Consider the following 24,236-nt stretch of genomic DNA (forward strand, 5'->3'; position numbering starts at 1 on the left):
AGCGTGAGGAACGATAGCCAGGCTCTACGTCCTGCGCTGGCGTGTGAGGAATGCCAGGGACTACCTGTTCAATCTGACAGTAATACTTGTCATCACGACTGTTATATAGTCGCACCCTCTCTACCGTTGCCGATGAGTGCCACCATGTTCAACAAAGGATTGTTTCTGGCTTGCGCGCTTGCGTTGCTGAGCGCTTGTGATTCCTCCTCCCCGGATAAACCCGCGCCAGCCGCGGCAGCAACGACCCAGGCAGCGGTTACCGATACAAAGCCCAAACCCGCAGTCGACCTCGCCGCGCTGAGCAAGCGCTACGCAGGGCGCGAACTGACCGTCATCGACGTGTCGGAAATCCAGATCGACGGCGCAAGCGCCTTGTCAGTGAGCTTTTCCGTGCCGCTCGACCCGGAGCAGAAGTTCGGCGAAAAACTTCATCTGGTGGACAGCAAGAACGGCAAGGTCGACGGTGCCTGGGAGCTGTCGGACAACCTCATGGAATTGCGCCTGCGCCACCTGGAGCCGCAGCGCAAGCTGGTGCTGACCGTCGATGCCGGTCTGCAGGCCGTCAACAAGGCCACACTCGCGGCCGAATACATCAGCCGTCTGGAAACCCGTGACCTGCAAGCCACCGTCGGCTTCGCCAGCCGTGGCAGCCTGTTGCCGACGCGGCTGGCCGAGGGCCTGCCGGTCATCGCCCTGAACGTCGACAAGGTGGATGTCGAATTCTTTCGCGTCAAACCCGACTCGATGCCCAACTTCCTCGCCCAGTGGGACGGCGCGTCGAGCCTGTCCAGCTACAGCTCCGAAGAGCTGTTGCCTATGGCCGAACTGGTCTACAGCGGTCGTTTCGACCTCAAGCCTGCGCGCAATACCCGTGAAACCCTGCTGCTGCCGATTGCCGGTATCAAACCTCTGCAACAGCCGGGTGTTTATCTGGCAGTCATGCGCGCGTCGGGGACCTACAGCTACTCGCAGCCGGCTACCCTGTTCACCCTCAGTGATATCGGTCTGTCGGTACACCGTTACAGCAACCGTCTGGACGTCTTCACTCAAGCGCTCGAGGGCGGCAAGGCCCTGAGCGATGTGAGCGTCGACGTGTACGACGACAGCGGCAAGGTTGTCGCCCAGGGCAAGACCGACAGCGACGGCCACACTCAACTGCCGCTGCCAGCCAAGGCGGCGGTGGTGCTGGCGCACAAGGACGAACAGACCAGCATGCTGCGTTTGAACAGTTCGGCGCTGGACCTGGCCGAGTTCGACATCTCCGGCCCGCAGGCTCACCCGCTGCAATTCTTCATTTTCGGCCCGCGTGACCTGTATCGCCCCGGTGAAACCGTGCTGCTCAACGGCCTGCTGCGTGACAGCGACGGCAAGAACGTCAAGCCACAACCCATCACCGTCGAAGTGCGCCGCCCTGATGATCAGATCAGCCGCAAGTTTGTCTGGGAAGCCGACAGCAGTGGGTTCTACCAGTATCAATTGCAACTCGCCGATGAAGCGCCGACCGGTCGTTGGCAATTGGTGTTCGATCTGGGCGACGGCAAACCGCAACTTTACGAATTCAAGGTTGAAGACTTCCTGCCCGAGCGCCTGGCTCTGGAACTCAAGGGCAGCGACACGCCGTTTGCGCCTGCTGACAACCCCGAGTTCGATATCACTGGCCGCTACCTGTACGGCGCGCCCGCCTCGGGCAATACCCTGACCGGTCAGGTCTACGTGCGTCCGTTGCGCGAAGCCGTGCCGAAACTGCCGGGCTATCAGTTCGGTTCGATCACCGAAGAAGACCTCAAGCATGACCTGGAGCTTGAGCCCGTTACGCTCGACGCCGAAGGTCACTCGACGCTTGCCGTGCAGAGCGAATGGACGCAAGCCAAATCGCCACTGCAACTGATTCTGCAAGCCAGCCTGCAAGAGTCCGGCGGGCGTCCGATCACCCGTCGTCTGGTGCAGCCGATCTGGCCTGCCGAGCACTTGCCCGGCGTGCGTGCGTTGTTCGGCAGCAGTACAGGCAGCGATGACTACGACGACGAAGCCGACAAGGGCGAGGCGCAGACCAACGGCGACGGCCCGGCCGAATTTGAAATCGTGATGGCCGATGCCGCTGGCAACAAACTGGCTGCTGATAACGTAAAAGTCCGGTTGATTCGTGAGCGCCGCGACTACTACTGGAATTATTCGGCCAACGATGGCTGGAGCTACCACTTCAACGAGAAATTCCTCAACCTGAACGAGGAAACCCTCAACATCACCAAGGACTCGACGGCCAAAATCAGCTTCCCGGTCGAGTGGGGTCCGTACCGTGTCGAAGTGGAAGACCCGTCCACCGGCATGGTCAGCAGCCTGCGCTTCTGGGCGGGCTATCGTTGGCAGGACAACACCGATGGCGGCGCGGTCAGGCCGGACCAGGTCAAGCTGGCGCTGGACAAACCGGCCTACAACGACGGCGACACCGCCACGGTGACCGTCACGCCACCCGCAGCGGGCAAGGGCTATCTGCTGGTCGAGTCCAGCGAAGGCCCATTGTGGTGGAAGGAAATCGACGTGCCGGCCGAGGGCAAATCGTATGAAATCCCGCTGGACAAAAAGTGGGCTCGCCACGATCTGTACGTCACCGCTCTGGTCATACGGCCCGGGGAGCGCAAGGCCAACGTCACGCCGAAGCGCGCCGTAGGTGTACTGCACCTGCCGCTGGACCGTGCGCAACGCAAACTGGCGCTGACGGTTACCGCACCGGAGAAAATGCGCCCCAAACAGCCGCTTAAACTCAAGATTGTCGCCAAAAATGCCGATGGCAGCGTGCCAAGGCAGGTGCAAGTGCTGGTGTCGGCAGTGGACGTCGGCATTCTCAATATCACCCGCTACGCCACGCCCGACCCGTTTGCCAGCCTGTTTGGCCGCAAGCAGTATGGCGCGGACCAACTGGACATCTACGGCCAGTTGATCGAAGCCGGTCAGGGACGTCTGGCCAGCATGGCGTTCGGTGGCGATGCGCTGGGCAAAGGCGGCAAGCGTCCGGACACCAGCGTGACCATCGTGGCACTGCAAAGCGCGCCGGTTACCCTGAACGACGCGGGTGAAGGTGAAGCGAGTGTCGACATTCCAGACTTCAACGGCGAACTGCGGGTCATGGCTCAGGCCTGGACCGACGACCGCTACGGCATGGCCGAGGCGAAAACCGTGGTGGCTGCGCCGATCATCGCCGAGCTGTCGACGCCGCGCTTCCTTGCAGGTGGCGACCAGACCAGCGTCGCGCTTGACGTCTCCAACCTGTCGGGCAAAGCGCAAAAGCTGGACGTGAAGATCAGCGCTGAAGGCCAGTTGAGCATCCCTGGCGGCGATCAGATCAAGCCCTTGCAACTCAAAGAGGGTCAGCGCGTCACCCTTAAAGTGCCGGTACTGGCGCAGGGTGGACTGGGTCAGGGCAAAATCAAAGTACTGATCGAAGGTCTGGACCTGCCCGGTGAAACCCTGCCCGCCTTCACTCGCGAGTGGAACATCGGTGTACGCCCAGCCTACCCGGCGATGCTCAGGCATTATCGCGCCACTCTCAACGAGCAAAGCTGGAGCCTGCCGGACGGTGCACTTGAAGCCTTCGAGCCTGCCGGTCGCGAAGCCATGCTGTCGCTGTCGAGCCGTCCGCCGCTGAACATCGGTGAACAGATTCGGGCACTGAAAGCCTACCCTTACGGTTGTCTGGAGCAGACCGCCAGCGGCCTGTATCCATCGCTGTATGCCGACGCGGCGACCCTCAAGCGTCTGGGCCTGACCGGCGAACCGGATGCCGAACGCAAGCGCAAGGTCGAAATCGGCATCGAGCGCCTGCTGGGCATGCAACGTTACAACGGCAGCTTTGGCCTTTGGGGTTCGGACAGCGACGAGGAATACTGGCTGACTGCCTATGTCACCGACTTCCTGCTGCGCGCCCGCGATCAGGGCTTTGCCGTACCACCGGACGCGCTGAAGAAAGCCAGTGAACGTCTGCTGCGTTATTTGCAGGATGCCGGGCAGATTCAGGTCAATTACAGCCAGAACGCCGAACATACGCGCTTTTCCGTGCAAGCCTACGCGGGGCTGGTGCTGTCACGCAGCCAACAGGCTCCGCTGGCGGCCTTGCGCAGTTTGTTCGACCGACGCAGTGGCGCCCGCTCCGGGCTGCCGCTGGTACAACTGGCGGTCGCATTGGAGAAGATGGGCGACAAACCGCGTGCCGATTTGGCCCTGAGCGCCGGCCTGGCAGTCAGCCGCAAAAATGAATGGCTGGCCGACTACGGCAGCTCGCTGCGTGATCAGGCACTGATTCTGGCCTTGCTGGAAGAAAATGATCTCGCCAGGGAAAGGCGTGACGAGCGCCTGTTTGCCCTGGCCGATGAAGTGGCCGCCAATCGCTACCTGTCCACTCAGGAAAGCAACTCGCTGTTCCTTGCCGGTCGTAACCTGCTGGGTAAAGCGGAGAAGGACTGGACCGCCAGCCTCACCAGCGGCACTCAAACCCGCGAGTTGAGCAACAAACAGCCGGGCCTCAAGCTGGACGGTGCGCTGCTGGCCTCGCCGCTTTCAGTACACAATCAAGGCAGCGAACCGCTGTATCAGCAACTGACTGTTTCCGGTTATCCAACCCAGGTACCTGCGGCCGGTGGCGAAAACCTGAGCATTCGTCGCGAATACCTGAGCCTGAGCGGCGCGCCACTGAACGTCGGAGCCCTGAAAACCGGGCAACTGGTGCTGGTGCATCTGGAGATTGGTGCCAAACAGCGCGTACCGGATGCGTTGGTGGTGGACTTGCTGCCTGCGGGCCTGGAGCTGGAAAACCAGAACCTGGCGCAAAGCTCGGCAAGCCTGGAAGACGCCAGTGAAGAAGTAAAAACGATCCGCGAATCGATGGAAAACGCCGGGATCAAGCATCAGGAATACCGCGGTGATCGTTACGTGGCGGCGCTGGATATCGACGGCAGCAGCACCGTGCACCTGCTCTACCTAGCCCGCGCAGTCACGCCGGGAACATACCGCGTGCCGCCGCCGCAGGTCGAATCGATGTACCGCCCGAACTGGCAGGCGCTGGGTGATGCACCCGCGCAGATGGTGGTAAAGGGCAAATGATCGCTGACTGATTGGTTGGTTGGAATGCGTACCTGTGGGAGCGACCGGGGCGGCGATCCGCATTGTTCGCGAAAGGGCCGGTACATCCGCTGAAGATGTATCGTCAGGAATAAAGCCTTCGCGAACAAGTTCGCTCCCACAAGGAGTGCGTGTTATCTCAAAAGATTCCGGTCGCTCCCAAATATGGATGCGCAGTGGTGGTGAAGGGCAAATGCTTGACTGGAATGCGTACCCGTGGGAGCGACCGGGGCGGCGATCCGCATTGTTCGCGAAGGGGCCGGTACATCCGCTGAAGATGTATCGTCAGGAATAAAGCCTTCGCGAACAAGTTCGCTCCCACAAGGAGTGCGCGTTATCTCAAAAGATTTCGGTCGCTCCCAAATATGGATGCGCAGTGGTGGTGAAGGGCAAATGCTTGACTGGAATGCGTACCCGTGGGAGCGACCGGGGCGGCGATCCGCATTGTTCGCGAAGGGGACGATACATCCACTGAGGATGTATCGTCAGGAATAAAGCCTTCGCGAACAAGTTCGCTCCCACAAGGAGTGCGCGTTATCTCAAAAGATTCCGGTCGCTCCCAAATATGGATGCGCAGTGGTGGTGAAGGGCAAATGCTTGACTGGAATGCGTACCCGTGGGAGCGACCGGGGCGGCGATCCGCATTGTTCGCGAAAGGGCCGGTACATCCGCTGAAGATGTATCGTCAGGAATAAAGCCTTCGCGAACAAGTTCGCTCCCACAAGGAGTGCGCGTTATCTCAAAAGATTCCGGTCGCTCCCAAATATGGATCCGCAGTGGTGGTGAAGGGCAAATGCTTGACTGGAATGCGTACCCGTGGAGCGACCGGGGCGGCGATCCGCATTGTTCGCGAAGGGGACGATACATCCACTGAGGATGTATCGTCAGGAATAGAGCCTTCGCGAACAAGTTCGCTCCCACAAGGGCACGCGCTTACGGCGTGGAGGCGGAGTTAGCGCATCAATGAATGATCCAGCTCAGCAACCACAGGCCCAGCGCCAGCCAGATGATCCCGAGGATGATCGAGGCGCGCATGAATGCCCGGACAGCCGAGTAAAGCAGCATCAGGCCGATGATCAGTGCGACGATGCTGATCAGTGAAGTGTCCATGCCCAGCGTGCGGGACAGGCCATCGACAAAATTTCCTCCAGCATGGGTAAACCCGTTGAACAACCACGCCAGACCGTCGACGAAGAAGCGAATCACCGCGCCGATGGCCTGCCCGAGCCATTCAAAAAAGCCTTCTACCTGCATATGTACGTCCTGATTGGGGTCGTGAAGAAAATGATCTGTCCGCTTTGGCCGTCGCAAGGCGTGTCAGGTTCCGTGGATCATAAAGGCTCTTTGCGTTGAAACCTGAATTTCTTCTGCGCCTGCGGCAAAAACTCAAGTGGCTGGCAGGCGCGATCATTCTGCTGATCGCCCTGCTTTGCCTGGCGGATCGCTTGTGGCCGTTGCCACTGCCCAAAGACGATCTGGCCCGCGTCGTACTGGCCGAGGACGGCACACCGCTGTGGCGCTTTGCCGATGCCAATGGCGTGTGGCGCTATCCGGTCAGCAACGAGCAGGTTTCGCCTTATTACCTTGAAGCCCTGCTGACCTACGAAGACCGCTGGTTCTACAGCCATCCTGGCGTGAACCCGCTGGCGCTGGTGCGCGCCACCTGGCAAAACCTCAGTGGCGCGCGCGTGGTCTCCGGTGGCAGTACGCTGTCAATGCAGGTGGCGCGGCTACTGGACCCGCACTCGCGAACCTTATCCGGCAAGTTTCGCCAGTTGTGGCGCACCTTGCAGCTTGAGTGGCACCTGTCCAAGGATGAAATCCTCAGCCTGTACCTCAATCGCGCGCCATTTGGCGGCACGTTGCAAGGGGTGGCGGCCGCCAGTTGGGCATATCTGGGCAAATCCCCACACAATCTGACTCGCGCCGAGGCTGCATTGCTGGCGGTGCTGCCACAGGCGCCCAGCCGTCTGCGTCCGGACCGTCATCCACAACGGGCGCAAGGTGCCCGCGACAAGGTCCTGAGGCGTCTCGCCGAGTTTCAGGTATGGCCGCAAGCCAGCGTGGACGAGGCTCTGGAAGAGCCGTTATGGCTAGCACCGCGACAGGAACCCAGCCTTGCGCCGCTGCTGGCCCGACGCCTTAATCGCCCCAACAGCCCGCCGCTGATCCGCACCACGCTGGATGCCTCACTGCAACGGCGCATGGAAGACCTGCTGATGGGCTGGCGCGCGCGCCTTCCGGAACGGACCTCGGCAGCGATTCTGGTGGTCGAGGCAGAAAACATGGCCGTGCGCGCTTATGTGGGTTCAGTGGACATCAACGACGCCAAACGTTTCGGGCATGTGGACATGGTGACGGCGCTGCGTTCGCCCGGCTCCACCCTCAAGCCATTCCTGTACGGCATGGCATTGGATGCCGGGCTGATCCACTCCGAATCACTGATGCAGGACGTCCCGCGTCGCTATGGCGACTACCAGCCGGGCAACTTCTCAACCGGTTTCGGCGGACCTGTGGCGGCCAGTTCGGCGCTGTCGATGTCGCTCAACCTGCCTGCCGTGCAGTTACTGGAGGTTTATGGGCCGAAACGCTTCGCCGCCGAACTGCGCAATGGCGGCGTACCGCTGACCCTGCCGCCGCTGGCCGAGCCGAATCTGGCGCTGATTCTGGGAGGTGCGGGCAGTCGGCTGGAGGATTTGGTGACGGGATACAGCGCCTTCGCTCGTGGCGGGCGAAGCGCCGATGTTCGATTGCAACCGCAGGACCGATTGCGCGAACGGCAGATGATGTCGCCAGGGGCCGCGTGGATCATCCGGCGCATCCTCAGCGGCCAGTCGCGTCCGGACATAGACCCGCGCGCCGAGCTGGTGCAGCGCCCGCAACTGGCCTGGAAGACCGGCACCAGCTATGGCTTCCGCGATGCCTGGGCGATTGGCGTGGGGCCGCGCTTTCTGGTCGGTGTATGGATCGGTCGCCCGGACGGCACACCGGTGCCGGGGCAGTTCGGGCTGGCGTCGGCAGCGCCACTGATGCTTCAGATTCATGATGTGCTGGTCAATCGCGACAGCCAGCGCGGGATCGCTGCGCCGGTGCAACCGGTGCCGCTGAATGTCGGCGTGGCAGCGATCTGCTGGCCGCTGGGGCAACCAATGAGCAAAAGCGACCCGAACTGCCGTCGACAGCGCTTCGCCTGGACACTGGACGGCACCACGCCGCCAACCTTGCAGGCGGCCGATCAACCGCTCGGCCTGGGCTTGCAGGAACGTGTCTGGATCAACGCCAAGGGGTTACGCGTGGCGGCCGGTTGCCCGGACGCTCAAGCGCAGGACATCGCGCTTTGGCCTGCCCCTCTGGAACCCTGGCTGCCCAGGGCTGAACGACGCGAAGCCCGCCTGCCACCCGCCGACCCGGACTGTCCACCACAGAACCTCAACCAGGCACCGCCGCTTAGCATCGTCGGCGTGCGCGAAGGCGACAACCTGCGCCTGCCAGCGACCAGCCGTCAGGCGCTGCGCCTGAGACTCTCGGCCCTGGGCGGCAGCGGACATCGCTGGTGGTTCGTTGACGGCGCACCACTGGCGGACACCGACACCCGGCAAGACTTCACCCCGACCCTGAGCAAACCGGGCCGTTATCAATTAAGCGTACTGGACGAAAGCGGCCAGACCGTGAGGGTTGAATTCAGCGTGGTGGAGTGAAGGTTACGAAAACAGTGTGGTCACTGAACCTGAAAGATTTTCGGCTCGGGGAACAGGTTGTTGAGCGTTTCCAGCAGACGAACGTGGTAGATAGGTTTGCGGAACAAGTCCAGTACATGCAGGCGCAACAGGTCGCTGACGTCGTCCATGTCGGCGTGCCCTGAGGTCACGATGACAGGCAGGTGTTGACGCGACGTGTGCTCGCGCAGGTGGCGGATCAACTGGATACCGCTTTCCTCCGGCATCCGCAGATCGGTAATCACCAGCGCGATGTCCGGATGGGCTGTCAGCTGGTGCAGGGCCATTTTCACGGACGAAGCCGTGAAACAGCAGAACCCCTCGCCTTCGAGCAGTTCTGCAAGCTCCTCGTTCGCGTCCTCTTCGTCATCAACCAACAGCAGCTGTTGGCGGGTAGGATGGACAGCCATTTTGACACCTTTAAACGTGAATAAATGCGATCAGGATATCCAGATTACTCCTGTTGAAAAAGGCTATCTACTGACATATCTCCATCTGTGCTCAACTCACAACGCATTCTGAATAGTTGTAAACATTGCAGTGATCCTGCCGCTTATCGTGGGAACAAAAGCAACGATAGCCACTGCAACCATCGCTGCGATCAAGGCGTACTCTATACCCGAAGCGGCTTCACGGTCTTTGATAAAGGATTTAACCCGGATATAGGTACCTACGTATAGCCGTGTAAGGGACATCTCATTTCTCCTTGTGCCTTCTAGGCGCGAACATGCGTGTCACATGCGAAACTGTCTGCCTGCACAGCATTGTCTCCAATCCGTAAACCCACAATCTCAACAAAGCATTAACCGGAAAGTTATAAGACTGGCCATCTCCTGCGTCTGCGTGGTCAAACGCTATGTTGTTCACGCAACAGCATTTTTATACCAAAGCACAATGGCATTCTGAGTGCCATGAGCTAACGTCACATAACGGACGGGAACGTCGTCCGCCGCGCCACATTGCGAAGTTGTCGCACCGGTTTGAAGTTGTCCTGCAATGACAAAGGGAACGTTGCCATGAGCAGTCGCATTACCATGGTGCTTGCTGTCCTGTTTTTGCTGGGAGCGTTGATTGCCGGTTATCTGGGAATCGCCGTCAGCAAACCGGCCGAGGCACCTGCAGTTGTCACGCCGCCCACGGTGCCTGACGCCACCGAAATATCGACCCAAACGCCCCCGACTCCGCCCGTCGAGGATGCGCTGCGCCACAACGTAGTGGTTTTGGCCCGGGACGTACCGGCCTATACCCCCATCACGGCTGAAGACCTGACCGTAGAGCGCCTCAAGGTCGCGCCGCCTGGAAGTTTCGAGCACATCGACAAACTGGTGGGCCGCAGCACTTGGCGAACACTGACGGCCGGAACCTGGCTTAGCGAGAACAGTTTTGAAGCAGGCGGCACACTGGCGCGGATGATTCGCCCTCATGAACGAGCGCTGGCGTTGCAGGTTGACGAGGTGATTGGCGCATCCGGGCAGCTCAGCCCAGGCGACTATGTGGATGTGCTGCTTTACCTGCCCGAGGACACCAGCAACCTGAATCGCTCCAGCCAGGTGGTCGTACCCGCCCTGCGAGTTCTCGGGGTTGGCGGGCTGCTCGGCCCGGATCGCAACGGCAAGCCGGTGCAGGACATCAACGCTGACGAACGCCTTAAACAGGAACAGCTGCGGATCAACGCGCGAACCGTCACCGTCGCGGTACCGGAAGCCTTGCTGGCACGGCTGATGCTGGCGTCGCAAACCGGTGTCCTGCGTCTGGCCGTGCGCAGCGCCGACGAGGGCAACCTTCAGAATTACTGGGCGAGCGAAGCCGGTAGCCGTGATGCCGCCGAACGACTGGACTCTGCCAACCGCCAACTGGTCAGCTTCAGACAATTGAGCCTGGGCCCGGCCAGTTCGCCGACACAGGGCGCAGCCACTCGCACGCCTCGCGCAGTCGAGGTCATACGCGGTAACCAGATCACGCAACAAACTCCCTGATTGAGCAAGGATTGCATTTGATGAGCTGTTGTTCCGTGCCAGTAACAAAACCCCGGCTGCTGGCGTTAGTCTTGGCGGCGCTGTCTGCACAATCAGCCTGGGCCGCTTCCGGCAGTTGTGCAGGACTTGCTGCAATGCCAGCGGCTGTGGAAATCGATCAAGGCATTCAGCAGGAAGTGCGCTCACCTGTGGCCATCACCCGCATTGCCGTCGGCGACCCGAAAATCGCCGATGTGCATGTCAATGGCACCGATGGCTTTCTGTTGACCGGCGTTGCGCAGGGCACAACCAGCCTGATGGTCTGGACCGCCTGCGCCACCGCTCCGCGCCAGAGCATGGTGTTCGTGCGCGGTCGGGCCACGACGTCGATGGTAGAGACCGTCCCTGCGCCATCTGCTGATGCCGAGTTACCCAGCCAGGTGCAGACCGACATCCGTTTTATCGAAGTCAGTCGGACCAAACTCAAACAGGCGGGTACATCGATCTTTGGTAAAGGCTCAAACAACTTTCTTTTCGGAGCTCCCGGAACTGTTCCAGGGGTCACCGTCACCCCCGGAACAGTAAGTGGAGCACTGCCGAGCATTCCGCTTGCAGAAAGCGCCTTTAATATTGTCTGGGGCGGTGGCAGCAGCAAAGTGCTGGGGATACTAAACGCACTGGAAAACAGCGGCTTCGCCTACACACTGGCCCGACCGAGTCTGGTTGCCTTGAGCGGGCAAAGTGCAAGTTTTCTGGCCGGTGGCGAATTCCCGGTGCCTGTGCCCAACACCGAGGGAAATGGCATTTCCATCGAGTACAAGGAGTTCGGCGTGCGCCTAACGCTGACGCCCACAGTGGTCGGGCGCAACCGAATCCTACTCAAGGTAGCCCCAGAGGTCAGTGAGCTGGACTTCACCTCAGAAATATCCATCGCTGGCACTACAGTGCCCATAATCAGAACAAGACGCACTGACACGAGCATCGCACTTGCGGACGGTGAGAGCTTCGTGGTGAGCGGTCTGATCAATACCAGCAACATATCGACCGTCGAAAAGTTTCCCGGCCTGGGCGACATACCCATTCTCGGCGCGTTTTTCCGTAGCTCGAAAATCCAGCGCGATGAACGCGAACTGCTGATGATCGTCACCCCGCACCTGGTTCAACCGCTGGCCGCCAACGCGCAACTGCCCTCGCTGCCGGGTGAGGGGCTGCGCACCTACGACCCAAGCTTTCCGCGCCTGTATTTTCTGGAAAACGGCGACTTCGACCGCCGCGACGGGTTATCCAAATGAGCCAGAGCCTGAGCCAGACCTTCCTGGCAATCACTCGAAACAATACTGATCTGGAATGGTTGCAGAGTGCCCTTGGCTCACTGGGCCAGGTGGTCAGCGCAGGCACCGGCAGCCTCGACGATCTGCTGGCGCTGGTGGACGTGACCTTTGCCAGTGTGGTGTTTGTCGGGCTGGACCGTGAGCATCTGATGACCCAGAGCGCCCTGATCGAGAGTGCGCTGGAGGCCAAGCCGATGCTGGCCATCGTTGCGCTCGGCGATGGTATGGATAACCAGCTGGTGCTCAATGCCATGCGTGCCGGGGCGCGGGATTTCGTCGCCTATGGCTCTCGCTCCAGTGAGGTCGCCGGCCTGGTCAGACGCTTGAGCAAGCGCTTGCCTGCCGTGACGCCCAACCCGAACATGAGCGGCCTGTCAGTGCTGTATGGCGCGCAAGGCGATGACGACGGAGCCTTGATCGCGACGCACCTGGCGATGGTGGTGCACAAGACCGGGCAACGCACGCTGCTGCTGGACCTCGGCCTGCCGCGCGGCGACAGTCTGCTGATGCTCGGCCTTGAATCCACATTCAGCTTTGGCGATGCCCTGCGCCACTTGCGCAGGCTCGATGCAACGCTGATCGACAGTGCGTTCACCACCAGTGAAAGCGGTCTGCGCATTCTGGCGTACAGCGAAGCCGACGATCATCTGGAGCAGTCCAGCGCAGCGGAGCTTTATATGCTGCTTAGCGCCCTGCGCCAGCATTTTCAGCATGTGGTCGTGAACCTCGTGGGCCAGCCGGACAGCGAGGCGCTGCGCTCGCTGGTCAGCCATTGCGATCAGTTGCTGTGGTACGCCGACCAGAGCGTACTGGGCTGTCGACGCAACCTGACGGTGCTTAATAACTGGCGTGAGAAAGGCATGAGAATGCAACACGCCAGCCTGCTGATTGATCGCTATCAGCGCTCGGTCGCACCCAATTCGGAAACCGTGGCCAAGACCTTCGGCCTGCCGGTGCAGGCCGTATTGCCGCTGGCACCAGAGCTGCGCCTCAACGCCAAAAACCAGGGAGTGACGCTGTTCGAGCTGGCCTCACGCGACGCGTTGTGTTCCGGGCTGCGTCGGCTTGGCGAGCATCTGGCACGCAATACCGAGGCTCACGACAAACCCTATCAGGGCTGGCTCGCTCGACTGTGGGGGAACAGGTAATGGCGGAAAAACTGTTTGGCGTCTCGTCGCGTGGCAGCGGGCAAGCCGATGACGGCCAAGGCCTGAAACTGGTGTTGCACCGTTACATCATCGACGGCATCGAAGAAAGCGGCAAAAACCTGCTCGAAGGCTCACGACCGGCACTGGCGCAATTTGTCATCGACAAGGTGGCCGAATACGTTGCGCGACTGCGGCTGGCTATTTCGCGCTATGAAATGGAGCGACTGGCCGAAGAGCTGGTCGATGAGCTGACCGGTTTCGGCCCGCTTGAAGTGTTGCTGCGCGACACGTCGGTCACTGAAATTCTGGTCAACGGGCCGGGCAAGGTATTTGTCGAACGTGATGGCGTGCTGCACCACACCGACCTGCGCTTTATCGACTCGCACCACGTCGAGCGCGTGATGCAGCGCATCCTCGCGCCACTCGGGCGGCGCCTGGATGAATCTTCGCCTATGGTCGATGCGCGTCTGCCCGACGGCAGCCGGGTCAATGCCATCATCCCGCCGATTGCGCTGGATGGCCCTTGCCTGTCGATCCGGAAATTTCGCAAGGACATGCTCAAGAGCGCAGATCTGGTGGCCATGCAAACCATCGATCAGTCCATTTTCGAGTTTTTTCAGGAAGCGGTCGGCAAACGCTGCAACATCCTCGTCAGCGGCGGTACCGGCACAGGCAAGACCACCATGCTCAACGTGCTGAGCCAGTTGATCGACAGCAACCAGCGCCTGGTCACTATCGAGGACGTTGCCGAGCTGCAGCTCAGCCACCCGCACGTGGTGCGTCTGGAAACCCGCCCGCCCAATGCCGAGGGGCATGGCGAGGTGCGCGCCAGCGACCTGATTCGCAACTCGCTGCGGATGCGCCCGGACCGCATCATCCTCGGCGAGATCCGTGGTGTCGAAGTGCTCGATGTATTGACGGCGATGAACACCGGCCACGACGGTTCCATGAGTACCGTTCACGCCAACAATGCTCAGGATGCTCTGCTGCGCCTGGAAACGCTGGTTGGCCTGACCGGGCGACTGATACCGGAAAAAACCCTGCGCCAGATGGTCTGCGCGGCGCTGGATGTGATTATCCAGCTGGCGCGCCTGCCTGATGGCCGACGCTGTGTCAGCGAAGTGGTGGAGGTAGTCGGCATACGCGATGACATCTATGTCACCAATACATTGTTCCGCCTTGATCGCCGCACCGGGGTCGGCTTCATGCGCGAAGCTGCACACGCCGCAGGCGACAAGCTGCGGCCAGGCTACTGACGTGCTCAGGGAGGCGGCGCAATGAATGCATCACTGGTACTCGGCCTGATCTCCTTGCTGCTGCTGACTGCGTCCATTCGCATGTTCTACCTCGCGCTCAATCAGGGCGCCAGCGAACGGGTCAGGCAGCGTCTGACCGCCGGACAGGTTCAGCCTGTGGTTGAAAAGGCTGGATGGACCTACCTGGATCGGGCCTTTTTGCGTGCAGGGTTGGGTCGACCGACCGAGCGCATGGGCTTGGCTTTGTCGCTCTATGCCTTGTTGATTCTGATCGGCTACGGGCTGGGCGGCGGCATCGGCGCGGTCAGCGCGCTGCTGGCGGTGCCGCTGACCCTGCGCCTGTTTGTGTCGTGGCGCTATGAGGTGCGTGTGCGCCGCATGATCCAGCAATTGCCGCAACTGCTCGACCATACCGTACGCAGCCTCAAATCAGGCAGAACCCTCGCCGACGCGGTGCTGCAAGGCATCGAAGCAACGGATCAGCCACTCAAGGACGGCATGAGCCGTATCGAGCGGAACGTGCAACTGGGCGTCAGTCTGCCGGATGCCGCGAGGGATTTCGCCGAGCTGTATGAACGCGACGAGTTTCATCTGTTTGCCCTTGGCTTGCGGGTCAATCATCGATATGGCGGCAATGCCAGCGAGCTGATGGAAAACCTGATCAAGCTGATTCGTGACAGGGAACAGGCCGGTCGCCAATTGCGCGCAATGACCGGTGAAACCCGCATGACAGCGCTAGTGCTGGCGCTGCTGCCAGTCGGCATGGCCGGCTACTTTCTGACCGTGAACCCCAGCTATCTGTTGCATATGTGGAACGATGACAGCGGGAAGATCATGTTGAGCATGGCCTTCGTCCTGCAGGCAACAGGGTGCGTGGTGCTGTGGCGCATGTTGAGGAGCATTTAGATGGAATTGTTACTCGCTGCCGTGATGCTCGCCGCTGCCGCATTTCTGCTGCTGTCCGGCATGGCTCGGCAACGCCGTAACGAACGCTTGGTGGCAAGACGATTGAGGGGCCAGGTGATTCGCGAAAGCCGCATCGGCAGCCTGTTGCGGTTGCTCGGCGATACCCGCATTGGCCAGCGCAGCATCAGCCTGGACTCGGAAACCCAGATGTTGCTCAATCGAATCGGCTGGCGGCGCGCCAGCAAACGCTCATTGTTTGCCGCATGCCAGGTCGGCGTTCCGGTCGGCCTGATGGTCGTGGTCATTGTGGCCCAACTGCTGCTTTTCAAAGGCGTCGAGCAGCCGCTCATAGCGCCGGTATTTGCCTTGGGAATCGGTTATCTGCTGCCCAAACGAATTCTCGCGGCCGTCGCTCAGCGCCGCCAGAAACAGGTGGTGGTGGAAATTTCTACGTTTATCCCGTTGCTGCGCATCCTGTTCGAGTCCGGCATGGCCGTCGAGCAGGCGCTACGCGTGCTGAGTCTTGAAGGTAAAGACTTGCTGCCGGTGCTGTCCGAGGAAATTCGCGTGGTACTGGTGCGGGTCGACTCAGGCCTGGAACTGGGCGAAGAACTGCGAAAAACCGCGGCCTTGCTGGCCGTCGATGAGTTGAGTGACACATGTGTGATCCTCAATCAGTTGATTCATCAGGGCGGCGGCGCATTGAAGTCTCTGCTCACGCTCAAGCAACTGATTGACGACCGACGCCTGACCCGCCTGCAGGAATATATTTCCAAACTGTCGGCAAAGATGTCGGTGGTCATGATGGTGTTTCTGTTTCCAGCCCTGCTGATCGTGTTGGCGGGCCCTGGATTTATCGCCATAAGTCGCGCACTGGGCAGTTGAATCCAGTGTTACCCGTGCACGAAAGGACGCATTGCAATGAAACCAGTGATCGCACTACTCGGGCTGCTGTTGCTGAACGGATGTACCAGTGATGGCAGCGCGCTCTGGACACAAGCCACGGCTCAGTCCGGCCAATGCCCCAAACTGACATCGGATCAGGAGTTCTCCCTGAATCTGGCTCAGAACATGGCAGATGAGGGACGCTTGCATGCCAGCCTCGCCAATCTGGAAAGCCTGCCGGACAGCCTGGACGAGGTTCGCCTGCGCAAGGCACGGGTATTGCGGCTGTTGGGCAGCAACGAAGCCGAGCCGCTTTATCGCAGCCTGCTGGGCACCTGTCGGGCAGCCGAGGGTGAGCATGGGCTGGGACAACTGGCTGCGGCGCGTGGCGACAATGCGCTGGCTCAGCAACATCTGCTCATGGCCAGCAAACTGCAACCGACTGACGAAAAAATCCGCAACGACCTGGGCGTTGTCTATCTCAATCAGTTGAAACTGGAACAGGCGCGCTTCCAGTTCCTCACCGCCATGGAGCTCAAACAGTCCGATCCGCTGGCGGCAATCAATCTGGCCACCTTGCTGATCTACCAGAACAAATGGACGCAAGCAGCCGAACTGGCCTCTCGAGCCGGACTGACGCCCGAGCAGATCACCGAGGCCCAGTCGCGAGCCGAAAAAATCGGAAAAACCCGCGCCACACCTCTCGCGTCCGCCAGTACAACAGGAGCACAACCATGAAAAGCGCACTCGTCGGCAGCATTGTCATCCTGTTCATCGTCAGCAGCGCCTGGGCTGCGAGCGACGAGCAATCACCTTACGCGCAGAAACAGACTGAAACCTGGCTGCAACTGCAAGCCAGCGGCAAGGCTGCATCGCCGACGCCGCAAATCAATACCGCCGCCGAGCGTGACCTGAGCCTGCAACGCTGGCTGGAAACCTATAAGTACAAAATCCCCGAGTACTACGAACAGGAGGCTGGCGGCAAGTTTTCAGCGGGTAGCAAGTAGCCTCGCGGGGTGGTTCTGTCACCTGAATGACACTGCACCTTACAAACCTCCTGGCAGCAGGCCGCGAAACACTCCGCTATCATGCGCGGACTTTCGAGATTCGAGACTGCCATGCGCCGTTTGTTATGCCTGATGTTATTGATCCTGGCCCTGCCCGCCTTCGGTGCCGGTCTGCTGGACAGCCGCCCGTCGTCAACCCTGGGCGGTGGCTCGCTGGATAACAGCAAGGACTTCCTGCCCGTGCGGCAGGCTTTTCAGTTGAGCCTGATCGAAACCACGCCAGAATCGATCAAGCTAAGGCTGGTCGCCACCGATGGTTATTATCTGTATCGCCATCGTTTCCAGTTTCGCACCGAGCCTGCTGATATCGGCCTGGGTGAAGCACAACTGCCCAAGGGCGAACAGAAACACGACGAATACTTTGGCGATGTCGAGGTCTATCACGGCATTCTCGACATCGACCTGCCACGCAAACCCGGTGAACAACGCCCCTTCACGCTCGCTGTCACCTATCAGGGCTGCGCCGACAAGGGCCTGTGCTACCCGCCTGAAACCGAGCGTTTGAACATTGGCGATGTGGCCGCCAGCCCTGCCGTCTCGGCATCAGCCACTACAGCAGCCACCTCAGCCGCCTGGAGCTGGAAAGAACTGGCGCTGTTTTTCCTCGCAGGCGTAGGTCTGACCTTCACCCCCTGTGTACTGCCGATGCTGCCGATTCTGTCCGGCGTGGTGCTGCGCGGCAAGGTTGGCGGCCTGCGCGGCCTGAGTCTGTCACTGGCTTACGTACTGCCGATGGCGGCCTGTTTTGCCTTGCTCGGCGCGTTGATGGGTATGTTTGGCGCGAGCCTGAACCTACAGGCACGCCTGCAATCGGCCTGGGTTTTGGTGCCGTTTTCAGCGTTTTTCGTGATCTTTGCCATCGCCACGTTTGGCGCTTTCGAACTGCGTCTGCCGCAGTCGATCAGTTCTCGTCTGGACCGTATCGCCGGCAAGACCGAAGGCGGATCACTGTGGGGCGCAGCCGTGCTGGGCGTGGTTTCCAGCCTGCTGGTATCCCCCTGTGTTTCCGCCCCTCTGGCCGGTGCGCTGCTGTATATCAGCGCCAGCGGCGACGCCGTTGGTGGCGGGTTGAAACTGTTTGCGCTGGGCCTGGGCATGGGCGCGCCATTGCTGTTGATAGCCACCGGTGGTGCTGCATGGCTGCCGAAAAGCGGGCCTTGGCTGGTCACGGTGAAAAATGCAATCGGTGTACTGCTGCTGGCGCTGGCCATCGGTTTGCTGAGCCGCGTTTTGCCGGGCCAGGTCACCTTGTTGCTGGTCGGCCTGCTGTCTGCGGGTGTTGCGCTGTTTCTCGGCGCACTGGAGTTCACTGAAAAGACCTCTCGGCAAAAGCTCGCTCAACTGCTCGGTCTGGCGCTGTTGGTTTATGCGCTGGCCAGCTGGTATGGCGCGCTGTCCGGACAAACCGACCCGCTGCGTCCGCTGGGCCGCGAATACGCCACGGCAAACAACCCAACAGTCACATCAAGCTCGAACCAATGGCAAACCATCACCACCTCAGCCGAACTGGACCGCGTGATGCAGGAAGCGCAAAACGCAGGCAAACCGCTGTTGCTCGACTGGTACGCTGACTGGTGCATCAGTTGCAAGGTCATCGAGCACGAAGTTCTGCCCGATCCTGGGGTCGTTGCCGGATTATCGGGTTACAGCCTGGTTCGCTTCGACATGACAGACAGCAATGCAGAGCAACGCGCCCTGCTCGACCGCTACAAGCTGTTCGGTCCTCCCGCGCTGCTGTTTTTCGCTAAAAACGGCGAAGAGCTGCAAAATGTGCGAGTCGTCGGCGAAATCGACGCCGCAGGCCTGATTGAACGCTTGAATAGGGCAAATGACCAAAACTAAACGGTGAGTCACAAACTTTGCGCGAATATCGCTCATCGTGCTGGCTACTGTTGTTAACTGGACAGTCCATTGCCCTTCCGGCATAGTCGCCGGGCGTAAACCGCTCGCAGACAATAAAAGGAACACGCAATGGCGACTATCCTGGTCCTTCACGGACCCAACCTGAACCTGCTGGGCACTCGGGAACCCGGGGTCTACGGCACCATCACGCTGCCCCAGATCAATCAGGACCTGGAGCAACGCGCGCGCGATGCCGGTCACCACCTGATGTATCTGCAAAGCAATGCCGAGTATGAACTGATCGACCGTATTCACGCCGCGCGCGGTGAGGGTGTGGACTTTATTTTGATCAATCCGGCTGCTTTTACGCACACAAGCGTTGCAATACGTGACGCGCTGATGGGAGTGAGCATCCCATTCATCGAAGTGCATTTATCAAACGTGCACAAACGCGAACCTTTCCGCCATCACTCCTACTTTTCAGATGTCGCTGTAGGAGTGATCTGCGGCCTGGGAGCCAGCGGTTACCGCCTGGCCCTGGAAGCCGCCCTGGAACAACTGGCCGCCAGTGCCAAGCCATGACGAGTCCAGCCTGACGCTGACCACATCGCTTGAAACGGCCGACAAATTGCCCTTACAGAACCTTGGGAGTTGATTAATGGATATTCGCAAAGTCAAGAAGCTGATCGAATTGCTGGAAGAGTCCGGCATCGACGAGCTGGAAATTCGTGAAGGCGAAGAATCCGTACGGATCAGCCGTCACAGCAAGACTCCAGCGCAGCCTTACTACGCGCCAGCCCCGGTTGCTGCGCCTGTTGCAGCACCGGCGCCTGCAGCCGCTCCGGCCGCAGCAGAAGCACCATCGGCTCCGAAACTGAACGGCTTTGTGGTCAAGTCGCCAATGGTCGGTACGTTCTACCGCACCCCGGCACCTACTTCGCCTGCATTCGTCGAAGTGGGTCAGACCGTCAAGAAAGGCGACACCATCTGCATCGTTGAAGCGATGAAAATGATGAACCACATCCAGGCAGAAGCCAGCGGCGTGATCGAATCCATCCTGGTAGAAAACGGTCAGCCGGTTGAGTTTGACCAGCCGCTGTTCACAATCGTTTGACCCGGGGAGAGCCTGCGATGTTGGAAAAAGTTCTAATCGCCAACCGCGGCGAAATTGCCTTGCGCATCTTGCGTGCCTGTAAAGAACTGGGCATCAAGACCGTCGCTGTACACTCCACGGCAGATCGCGAGTTGATGCACCTGGGCCTGGCAGACGAAACCGTCTGCATTGGTCCGGCACCAGCCAATCTGTCCTACCTGAACATTCCGGCGATCATCTCGGCTGCCGAAGTGACCGGTGCCACGGCGATCCACCCTGGCTACGGCTTCCTCGCTGAAAACGCCGATTTCGCCGAACAGGTCGAAAAATCGGGTTTTGCCTTCATCGGCCCGAAAGCAGACACCATCCGCCTGATGGGCGACAAGGTTTCTGCCAAGGACGCCATGAAGCTGGCCAACGTGCCAACCGTTCCGGGCTCCGACGGCCCGCTGCCGGAAGACGAAGCAACCGCTCTGCGCATTGGTCGTGAAGTGGGTTACCCGGTGATCATCAAGGCCGCCGGTGGCGGTGGTGGTCGCGGCATGCGTGTGGTTCATCGCGAAGAAGACCTGATCGAAGCCGCCTCCCAGACCCGCGCCGAAGCTGCGGCCTGGTTCAGCAACCCGATGGTCTACCTGGAAAAATACCTGACTAACCCGCGTCACGTGGAAGTCCAGGTCATTTCCGACGGCCAGGGCCAGGCGATTCATCTGGGCGACCGCGACTGCTCGCTGCAGCGCCGACACCAGAAGGTTCTGGAAGAAGCACCGGCACCGTTCATCGACGAACAGGCGCGTGCGGATGTTCTGGCTGCCTGCGTCAAGGCGTGTATCGATATCGGCTATCGCGGCGCGGGTACTTTCGAGTTCCTGTACGAGAACGGTCGTTTCTACTTCATCGAAATGAACACCCGTGTTCAGGTGGAGCACCCGGTATCCGAAATGGTCACCGGTATCGACATCGTCAAGGAGATGCTCAGCATCGCCGCCGGCAACAAACTGTCGTACACCCAGGATGACGTGGTCATCAAAGGGCATGCGCTGGAATGCCGGATCAACGCCGAAGACCCGAAAACCTTCGTTCCAAGCCCAGGTCTGGTCAAGCACTTCCACGCACCGGGCGGCAACGGTGTGCGGGTCGATTCGCACCTGTACAGCGGCTACAAGGTTCCGTCCAACTACGACTCGCTGATCGGCAAAGTGATCACCTGGGGCGCGACCCGCGAAGAAGCCATGGCACGCATGCGCAATGCCCTGGACGAAATCGTGGTCGACGGGATCAAGACCAATATCCCGCTGCACCGTGATCTGACCCGTGATGAAGGCTTCTGCGAAGGCGGAGTCAACATCCACTACCTGGAGCACAAACTGGCCAATCAATAAGCCAGTGTGTTTCAGAACGACAAAGCCGCAGCGATGCGGCTTTGTTGTTTGCAGCGCATAGCAGTAAACTTGCCCGCTTCCTGCGGCCGCGCCGGCCGTGCAAGCCGCACTTAAATTTCCGAATCGAAGGTAATCCGCCATGCCTTGGCTGCAAGTCCGTCTCGCCATCAGCCCAGAACAAGCCGAAACCTACGAAGACGCCCTTCTTGAAGTCGGCGCCGTGTCCGTGACATTCATGGACGCCGAAGACCAGCCGATTTTCGAGCCTGAACTCAACACCACGCCGCTATGGACACACACCCATTTGCTGGCGCTGTTCGAAGCCGACACCAATGCCGAAATGGCCTTGGCACACCTGAGCCTGCTGACCGGCGAAGAACTGCCCGAGCACAGCGCCGAAGTCATCGAAGATCAGGACTGGGAGCGCAGCTGGATGGATAACTTCCAGCCAATGTGTTTCGGCAAGCGCCTGTGGATCGTGCCAAGCTGGCATGCTGCACCGCAACCGGATGCCGTAAACCTGCTGCTTGATCCTGGCCTGGCATTCGGCACCGGCACCCATCCGACCACCGCACTGTGCCTTGAATGGCTGGACGGCCAGGACCTCAAAGGCTGCAACGTGCTGGATTTCGGCTGCGGCTCGGGCATTCTGGCCATCGCCGCTCTGCTGCTGGGTGCCGAACAGGCCGTGGGCACTGACATCGACGTGCAGGCACTGGAAGCCTCTCGTGACAATGCCGGACGCAATAAAATCGCTGCCGAGCGCTTCCCGCTGTACCTGCCCGAGGACCTGCCGCACCAGCAAGCCGATGTGCTGGTCGCCAACATTCTGGCTGGCCCGCTGGTTTCCCTGGCACCGCAACTGGCATCGCTGGTCAGGACCGGTGGTCGCCTGGCCCTGTCAGGCATCCTGGCCGAACAGGGTGAGGAAGTCGCTGCGGCCTATGCTGACAGCTTTGATCTGGACCCGATCGCAAACCGAGATGGCTGGGTACGCATCACGGGACGCCGCCGTTAACCGCCGCTTCAACCGGACAGCCGCATGACCGACAGTTTTGTCACCCAGTGCCCGCACTGCCAGACCAGTTTCAGAGTCAGCCACGCTCAACTGAGCGTGGCCCGCGGCGTGGTGCGATGTGGCGCCTGCCTGCAGGTTTTCAACGCAGCCCGGCAGTTGCTGGAGCAGCGCGCCATAGTCGACTCCGAAAAGGAGGCCCTGAGCGCCGCACCGGTGGTCATAGCGCCGCCCCAACAAGAGCCTGCGTCGACGCTTGAACCCGAATTGAAGCCTGAACCGGAAAAGGCCCATGAAGACGATGACCCCTGGCAGGTCAGCGAGCTGGATCTGGACAATCTGAACCTGGACGAAGAACTGGCTCGCCTCGAACAGCGCGAGACCCGACGACCCGACACCTTCGCCCGCCCGGCCAGCGACAACGACACTGACGATGAGAACCTGACGGCGAAGCGTGACAATCGCCAGACCGACGAGGCTGCCTGGGTCGGCACGCTGCACAACGACGATGTCGAACGTCTGCCCGAGCTGCACGCCGAGGTCATCCCCGACCCGGATTCGCCCGAAGACCCGGAGCCTTTGCCCGACGACAAAAGGACCGAGCCCTCGCTGTCACTGGACAAGCACCTGGACGATGACGAACCCGTCGTGCTTGTTACCACACCGCGCAAGGCCCTGCCTGCGGAAAAAGTGCAACGCTGGTCAGCCGTGGATGACGACGAAGATCATGACGACGACGAACCAGAACCTGAACCACGTGGCAGACGCAGCCGTAACGAACCTGCAGTGCGCGAGCAGGCACTGCTTGACCTGACTGACGACCCTTTGCAACTGGACTGGCAGCCGCCCAAACCGCGCTGGGGCCGACGCTTTGCGTGGGGCCTGTTGATCGTACTGGCTTTGGCGGGTCTGGCAGGTCAATACGTCTGGTACCATTTCGATCAACTGGCGCGCCAGGATCAGTATCGCCCGTGGTTCCAGCAGATTTGCCCGCAAATTGGCTGCAAGGTGCCGACCAAGGTGGACATATCCCAGCTCAAGAGCAGCAACCTGGTGGTACGCAGCCATCCTGAGTTTCAGGGGGCTCTGGTGGTAGACGCGATCATCTACAACCGTGCCTCGTTTTCCCAGCCGTTCCCGCTGCTGGAGCTGCGTTTTTCCGATACCGGCGGTCAGTTGATTGCCAGTCGTCGGTTCAAGCCCGGTGAATACCTGAGCGGCGAAATGGCCGGCAAGGAAGAGATGCCACCGCAAACGCCGATCCATATCGCGCTGGATATCCTTGATCCAGGCGCCAAGGCCGTGAATTACAGCCTGAACTTCCGTTCGCCGGAATGACAGGCCTACGGCCATAACGTCGGCTTTACTTGATCCAATACAGGCTCGTTAGGCCAGGGAACGCTGCATGATCGCAGAATTTACAGTGCCAGATGCCGTGTAATCGTTCTCTGCAAGCGCCACAACCAGCTGTTCAGATTTTATCCAATTCAGCCTTTATCCAGTCATCGAGAGCGGGTATCATGCCAAC

Annotated in this window: 19 protein-coding genes; 16 read left to right on the forward strand and 3 right to left on the reverse strand. The window is 60.2% G+C overall.

Annotated elements, in window-relative coordinates; genetic code table 11:
• Positions 1-144: 144 nt before the first annotated feature.
• Positions 145-5,094 carry an alpha-2-macroglobulin gene (locus FFH21_RS23720; protein WP_041924644.1) on the forward strand — a complete coding sequence of 1,650 codons (4,950 nt, stop codon included), beginning with the start codon at positions 145-147 and terminating at the stop codon, positions 5,092-5,094.
• A 978-nt stretch (positions 5,095-6,072) separates the two neighbouring features.
• Here the strand turns inward: FFH21_RS23720 and FFH21_RS23730 are convergent.
• Positions 6,073-6,366, reverse strand: a complete 294-nt coding sequence (locus tag FFH21_RS23730) for a hypothetical protein (RefSeq protein WP_002555356.1) — start codon at positions 6,364-6,366, stop codon at positions 6,073-6,075.
• Between the two features lie 95 nt (positions 6,367-6,461).
• Here FFH21_RS23730 and pbpC point away from each other — a divergent pair, with 95 nt between their 5' ends.
• Positions 6,462-8,810, forward strand: coding sequence for a peptidoglycan glycosyltransferase PbpC (pbpC, locus tag FFH21_RS23735; RefSeq protein ID WP_011169558.1), 2,349 nt, complete (start codon positions 6,462-6,464; stop codon positions 8,808-8,810).
• 20 nt (positions 8,811-8,830) lie between these two features.
• On the opposite strand, the gene FFH21_RS23740 is transcribed toward pbpC, so the two are convergent.
• Both FFH21_RS23740 and FFH21_RS23745 read right to left on the reverse strand, forming a co-directional pair.
• Positions 8,831-9,238 (reverse strand): response regulator, encoded by a 408-nt coding sequence (locus FFH21_RS23740; protein ID WP_002555358.1) that lies wholly within the window; start codon positions 9,236-9,238, stop codon positions 8,831-8,833.
• 96 nt (positions 9,239-9,334) lie between these two features.
• Positions 9,335-9,523 carry a Flp family type IVb pilin gene (locus FFH21_RS23745; RefSeq protein ID WP_002555359.1) on the reverse strand — a complete coding sequence of 63 codons (189 nt, stop codon included), beginning with the start codon at positions 9,521-9,523 and terminating at the stop codon, positions 9,335-9,337.
• A 321-nt stretch (positions 9,524-9,844) separates the two neighbouring features.
• Here FFH21_RS23745 and cpaB point away from each other — a divergent pair, with 321 nt between their 5' ends.
• The 14 genes from cpaB to FFH21_RS23815 all read left to right on the forward strand — a co-directional run bounded on the left by cpaB (position 9,845) and on the right by FFH21_RS23815 (position 24,046).
• The gene (cpaB, locus tag FFH21_RS23750; RefSeq protein ID WP_004655702.1) at positions 9,845-10,804 is read left to right on the forward strand and encodes a Flp pilus assembly protein CpaB; all 960 of its coding nucleotides are present in this window, start codon (positions 9,845-9,847) and stop codon (positions 10,802-10,804) included.
• Positions 10,805-10,824: 20 nt separating this feature from the next.
• Positions 10,825-12,075, forward strand: a complete 1,251-nt coding sequence (locus tag FFH21_RS23755; protein WP_011169560.1) for a type II and III secretion system protein family protein — start codon at positions 10,825-10,827, stop codon at positions 12,073-12,075.
• Positions 12,072-13,262, forward strand: coding sequence for a hypothetical protein (locus FFH21_RS23760; RefSeq protein WP_011169561.1), 1,191 nt, complete (start codon positions 12,072-12,074; stop codon positions 13,260-13,262). The genes FFH21_RS23755 and FFH21_RS23760 overlap by 4 nt, the downstream gene beginning before the upstream one ends.
• Positions 13,262-14,518 (forward strand): CpaF family protein, encoded by a 1,257-nt coding sequence (locus tag FFH21_RS23765; RefSeq protein WP_002555363.1) that lies wholly within the window; start codon positions 13,262-13,264, stop codon positions 14,516-14,518. The genes FFH21_RS23760 and FFH21_RS23765 overlap by 1 nt, the downstream gene beginning before the upstream one ends.
• A 21-nt stretch (positions 14,519-14,539) precedes the next feature.
• A complete protein-coding gene (locus tag FFH21_RS23770; RefSeq protein ID WP_011169562.1) occupies positions 14,540-15,424 on the forward strand; it encodes a type II secretion system F family protein in 885 nt (294 codons plus the stop codon).
• Entirely contained in the window at positions 15,425-16,309 is an 885-nt protein-coding gene (locus tag FFH21_RS23775) for a type II secretion system F family protein (RefSeq protein WP_002555365.1), read from the forward strand.
• A gap of 36 nt (positions 16,310-16,345) precedes the next feature.
• A complete protein-coding gene (locus tag FFH21_RS23780; RefSeq protein ID WP_004655714.1) occupies positions 16,346-17,047 on the forward strand; it encodes a hypothetical protein in 702 nt (233 codons plus the stop codon).
• Complete coding sequence (locus FFH21_RS23785) at positions 17,044-17,316, forward strand: DUF3613 domain-containing protein (RefSeq protein ID WP_004655716.1); 273 nt, start codon at positions 17,044-17,046, stop codon at positions 17,314-17,316. Before FFH21_RS23780 ends, FFH21_RS23785 begins: the two co-directional genes overlap by 4 nt.
• 111 nt (positions 17,317-17,427) lie before the next feature.
• A complete protein-coding gene (locus FFH21_RS23790) occupies positions 17,428-19,218 on the forward strand; it encodes a protein-disulfide reductase DsbD (protein ID WP_256667897.1) in 1,791 nt (596 codons plus the stop codon).
• A 129-nt stretch (positions 19,219-19,347) separates the two neighbouring features.
• Positions 19,348-19,800 carry a type II 3-dehydroquinate dehydratase gene (aroQ, locus tag FFH21_RS23795; protein WP_002555369.1) on the forward strand — a complete coding sequence of 151 codons (453 nt, stop codon included), beginning with the start codon at positions 19,348-19,350 and terminating at the stop codon, positions 19,798-19,800.
• Between the two features lie 76 nt (positions 19,801-19,876).
• The gene (gene accB, locus FFH21_RS23800; protein ID WP_002555370.1) at positions 19,877-20,332 is read left to right on the forward strand and encodes an acetyl-CoA carboxylase biotin carboxyl carrier protein; all 456 of its coding nucleotides are present in this window, start codon (positions 19,877-19,879) and stop codon (positions 20,330-20,332) included.
• Positions 20,333-20,349: 17 nt separating this feature from the next.
• Entirely contained in the window at positions 20,350-21,693 is a 1,344-nt protein-coding gene (accC, locus tag FFH21_RS23805; protein ID WP_002555371.1) for an acetyl-CoA carboxylase biotin carboxylase subunit, read from the forward strand.
• 139 nt (positions 21,694-21,832) lie between these two features.
• Positions 21,833-22,711 (forward strand): 50S ribosomal protein L11 methyltransferase, encoded by an 879-nt coding sequence (prmA, locus tag FFH21_RS23810; protein WP_004666303.1) that lies wholly within the window; start codon positions 21,833-21,835, stop codon positions 22,709-22,711.
• Positions 22,712-22,735: 24 nt separating this feature from the next.
• Positions 22,736-24,046: a DUF3426 domain-containing protein gene (locus tag FFH21_RS23815; RefSeq protein ID WP_004666304.1), complete on the forward strand. Its 1,311-nt coding sequence runs from the start codon at positions 22,736-22,738 to the stop codon at positions 24,044-24,046.
• Positions 24,047-24,236 lie beyond the last annotated feature (190 nt).

The sequence above is a fragment of the Pseudomonas sp. KBS0707 genome (genome assembly GCF_005937945.2).
Classification (GTDB): domain Bacteria; phylum Pseudomonadota; class Gammaproteobacteria; order Pseudomonadales; family Pseudomonadaceae; genus Aquipseudomonas; species Aquipseudomonas amygdali.

Bases quoted from the DNA above. Each gene is read 5' to 3' on its own strand.
- FFH21_RS23720 (WP_041924644.1), top strand. From the start codon at position 145: ATGTTCAACAAAGGATTGTTTCTGGCTTGCGCGCTTGCGTTGCTGAGC.
- FFH21_RS23730 (WP_002555356.1), bottom strand. From the start codon at position 6,366: ATGCAGGTAGAAGGCTTTTTTGAATGGCTCGGGCAGGCCATCGGCGCG.
- FFH21_RS23740 (WP_002555358.1), bottom strand. From the start codon at position 9,238: ATGGCTGTCCATCCTACCCGCCAACAGCTGCTGTTGGTTGATGACGAA.
- FFH21_RS23745 (WP_002555359.1), bottom strand. From the start codon at position 9,523: ATGTCCCTTACACGGCTATACGTAGGTACCTATATCCGGGTTAAATCC.
- cpaB (WP_004655702.1), top strand. From the start codon at position 9,845: ATGAGCAGTCGCATTACCATGGTGCTTGCTGTCCTGTTTTTGCTGGGA.
- FFH21_RS23755 (WP_011169560.1), top strand. From the start codon at position 10,825: ATGAGCTGTTGTTCCGTGCCAGTAACAAAACCCCGGCTGCTGGCGTTA.
- FFH21_RS23760 (WP_011169561.1), top strand. From the start codon at position 12,072: ATGAGCCAGAGCCTGAGCCAGACCTTCCTGGCAATCACTCGAAACAAT.
- FFH21_RS23765 (WP_002555363.1), top strand. From the start codon at position 13,262: ATGGCGGAAAAACTGTTTGGCGTCTCGTCGCGTGGCAGCGGGCAAGCC.
- FFH21_RS23770 (WP_011169562.1), top strand. From the start codon at position 14,540: ATGAATGCATCACTGGTACTCGGCCTGATCTCCTTGCTGCTGCTGACT.
- FFH21_RS23775 (WP_002555365.1), top strand. From the start codon at position 15,425: ATGGAATTGTTACTCGCTGCCGTGATGCTCGCCGCTGCCGCATTTCTG.
- FFH21_RS23780 (WP_004655714.1), top strand. From the start codon at position 16,346: ATGAAACCAGTGATCGCACTACTCGGGCTGCTGTTGCTGAACGGATGT.
- FFH21_RS23785 (WP_004655716.1), top strand. From the start codon at position 17,044: ATGAAAAGCGCACTCGTCGGCAGCATTGTCATCCTGTTCATCGTCAGC.
- FFH21_RS23790 (WP_256667897.1), top strand. From the start codon at position 17,428: ATGCGCCGTTTGTTATGCCTGATGTTATTGATCCTGGCCCTGCCCGCC.
- aroQ (WP_002555369.1), top strand. From the start codon at position 19,348: ATGGCGACTATCCTGGTCCTTCACGGACCCAACCTGAACCTGCTGGGC.
- accB (WP_002555370.1), top strand. From the start codon at position 19,877: ATGGATATTCGCAAAGTCAAGAAGCTGATCGAATTGCTGGAAGAGTCC.
- accC (WP_002555371.1), top strand. From the start codon at position 20,350: ATGTTGGAAAAAGTTCTAATCGCCAACCGCGGCGAAATTGCCTTGCGC.
- prmA (WP_004666303.1), top strand. From the start codon at position 21,833: ATGCCTTGGCTGCAAGTCCGTCTCGCCATCAGCCCAGAACAAGCCGAA.
- FFH21_RS23815 (WP_004666304.1), top strand. From the start codon at position 22,736: ATGACCGACAGTTTTGTCACCCAGTGCCCGCACTGCCAGACCAGTTTC.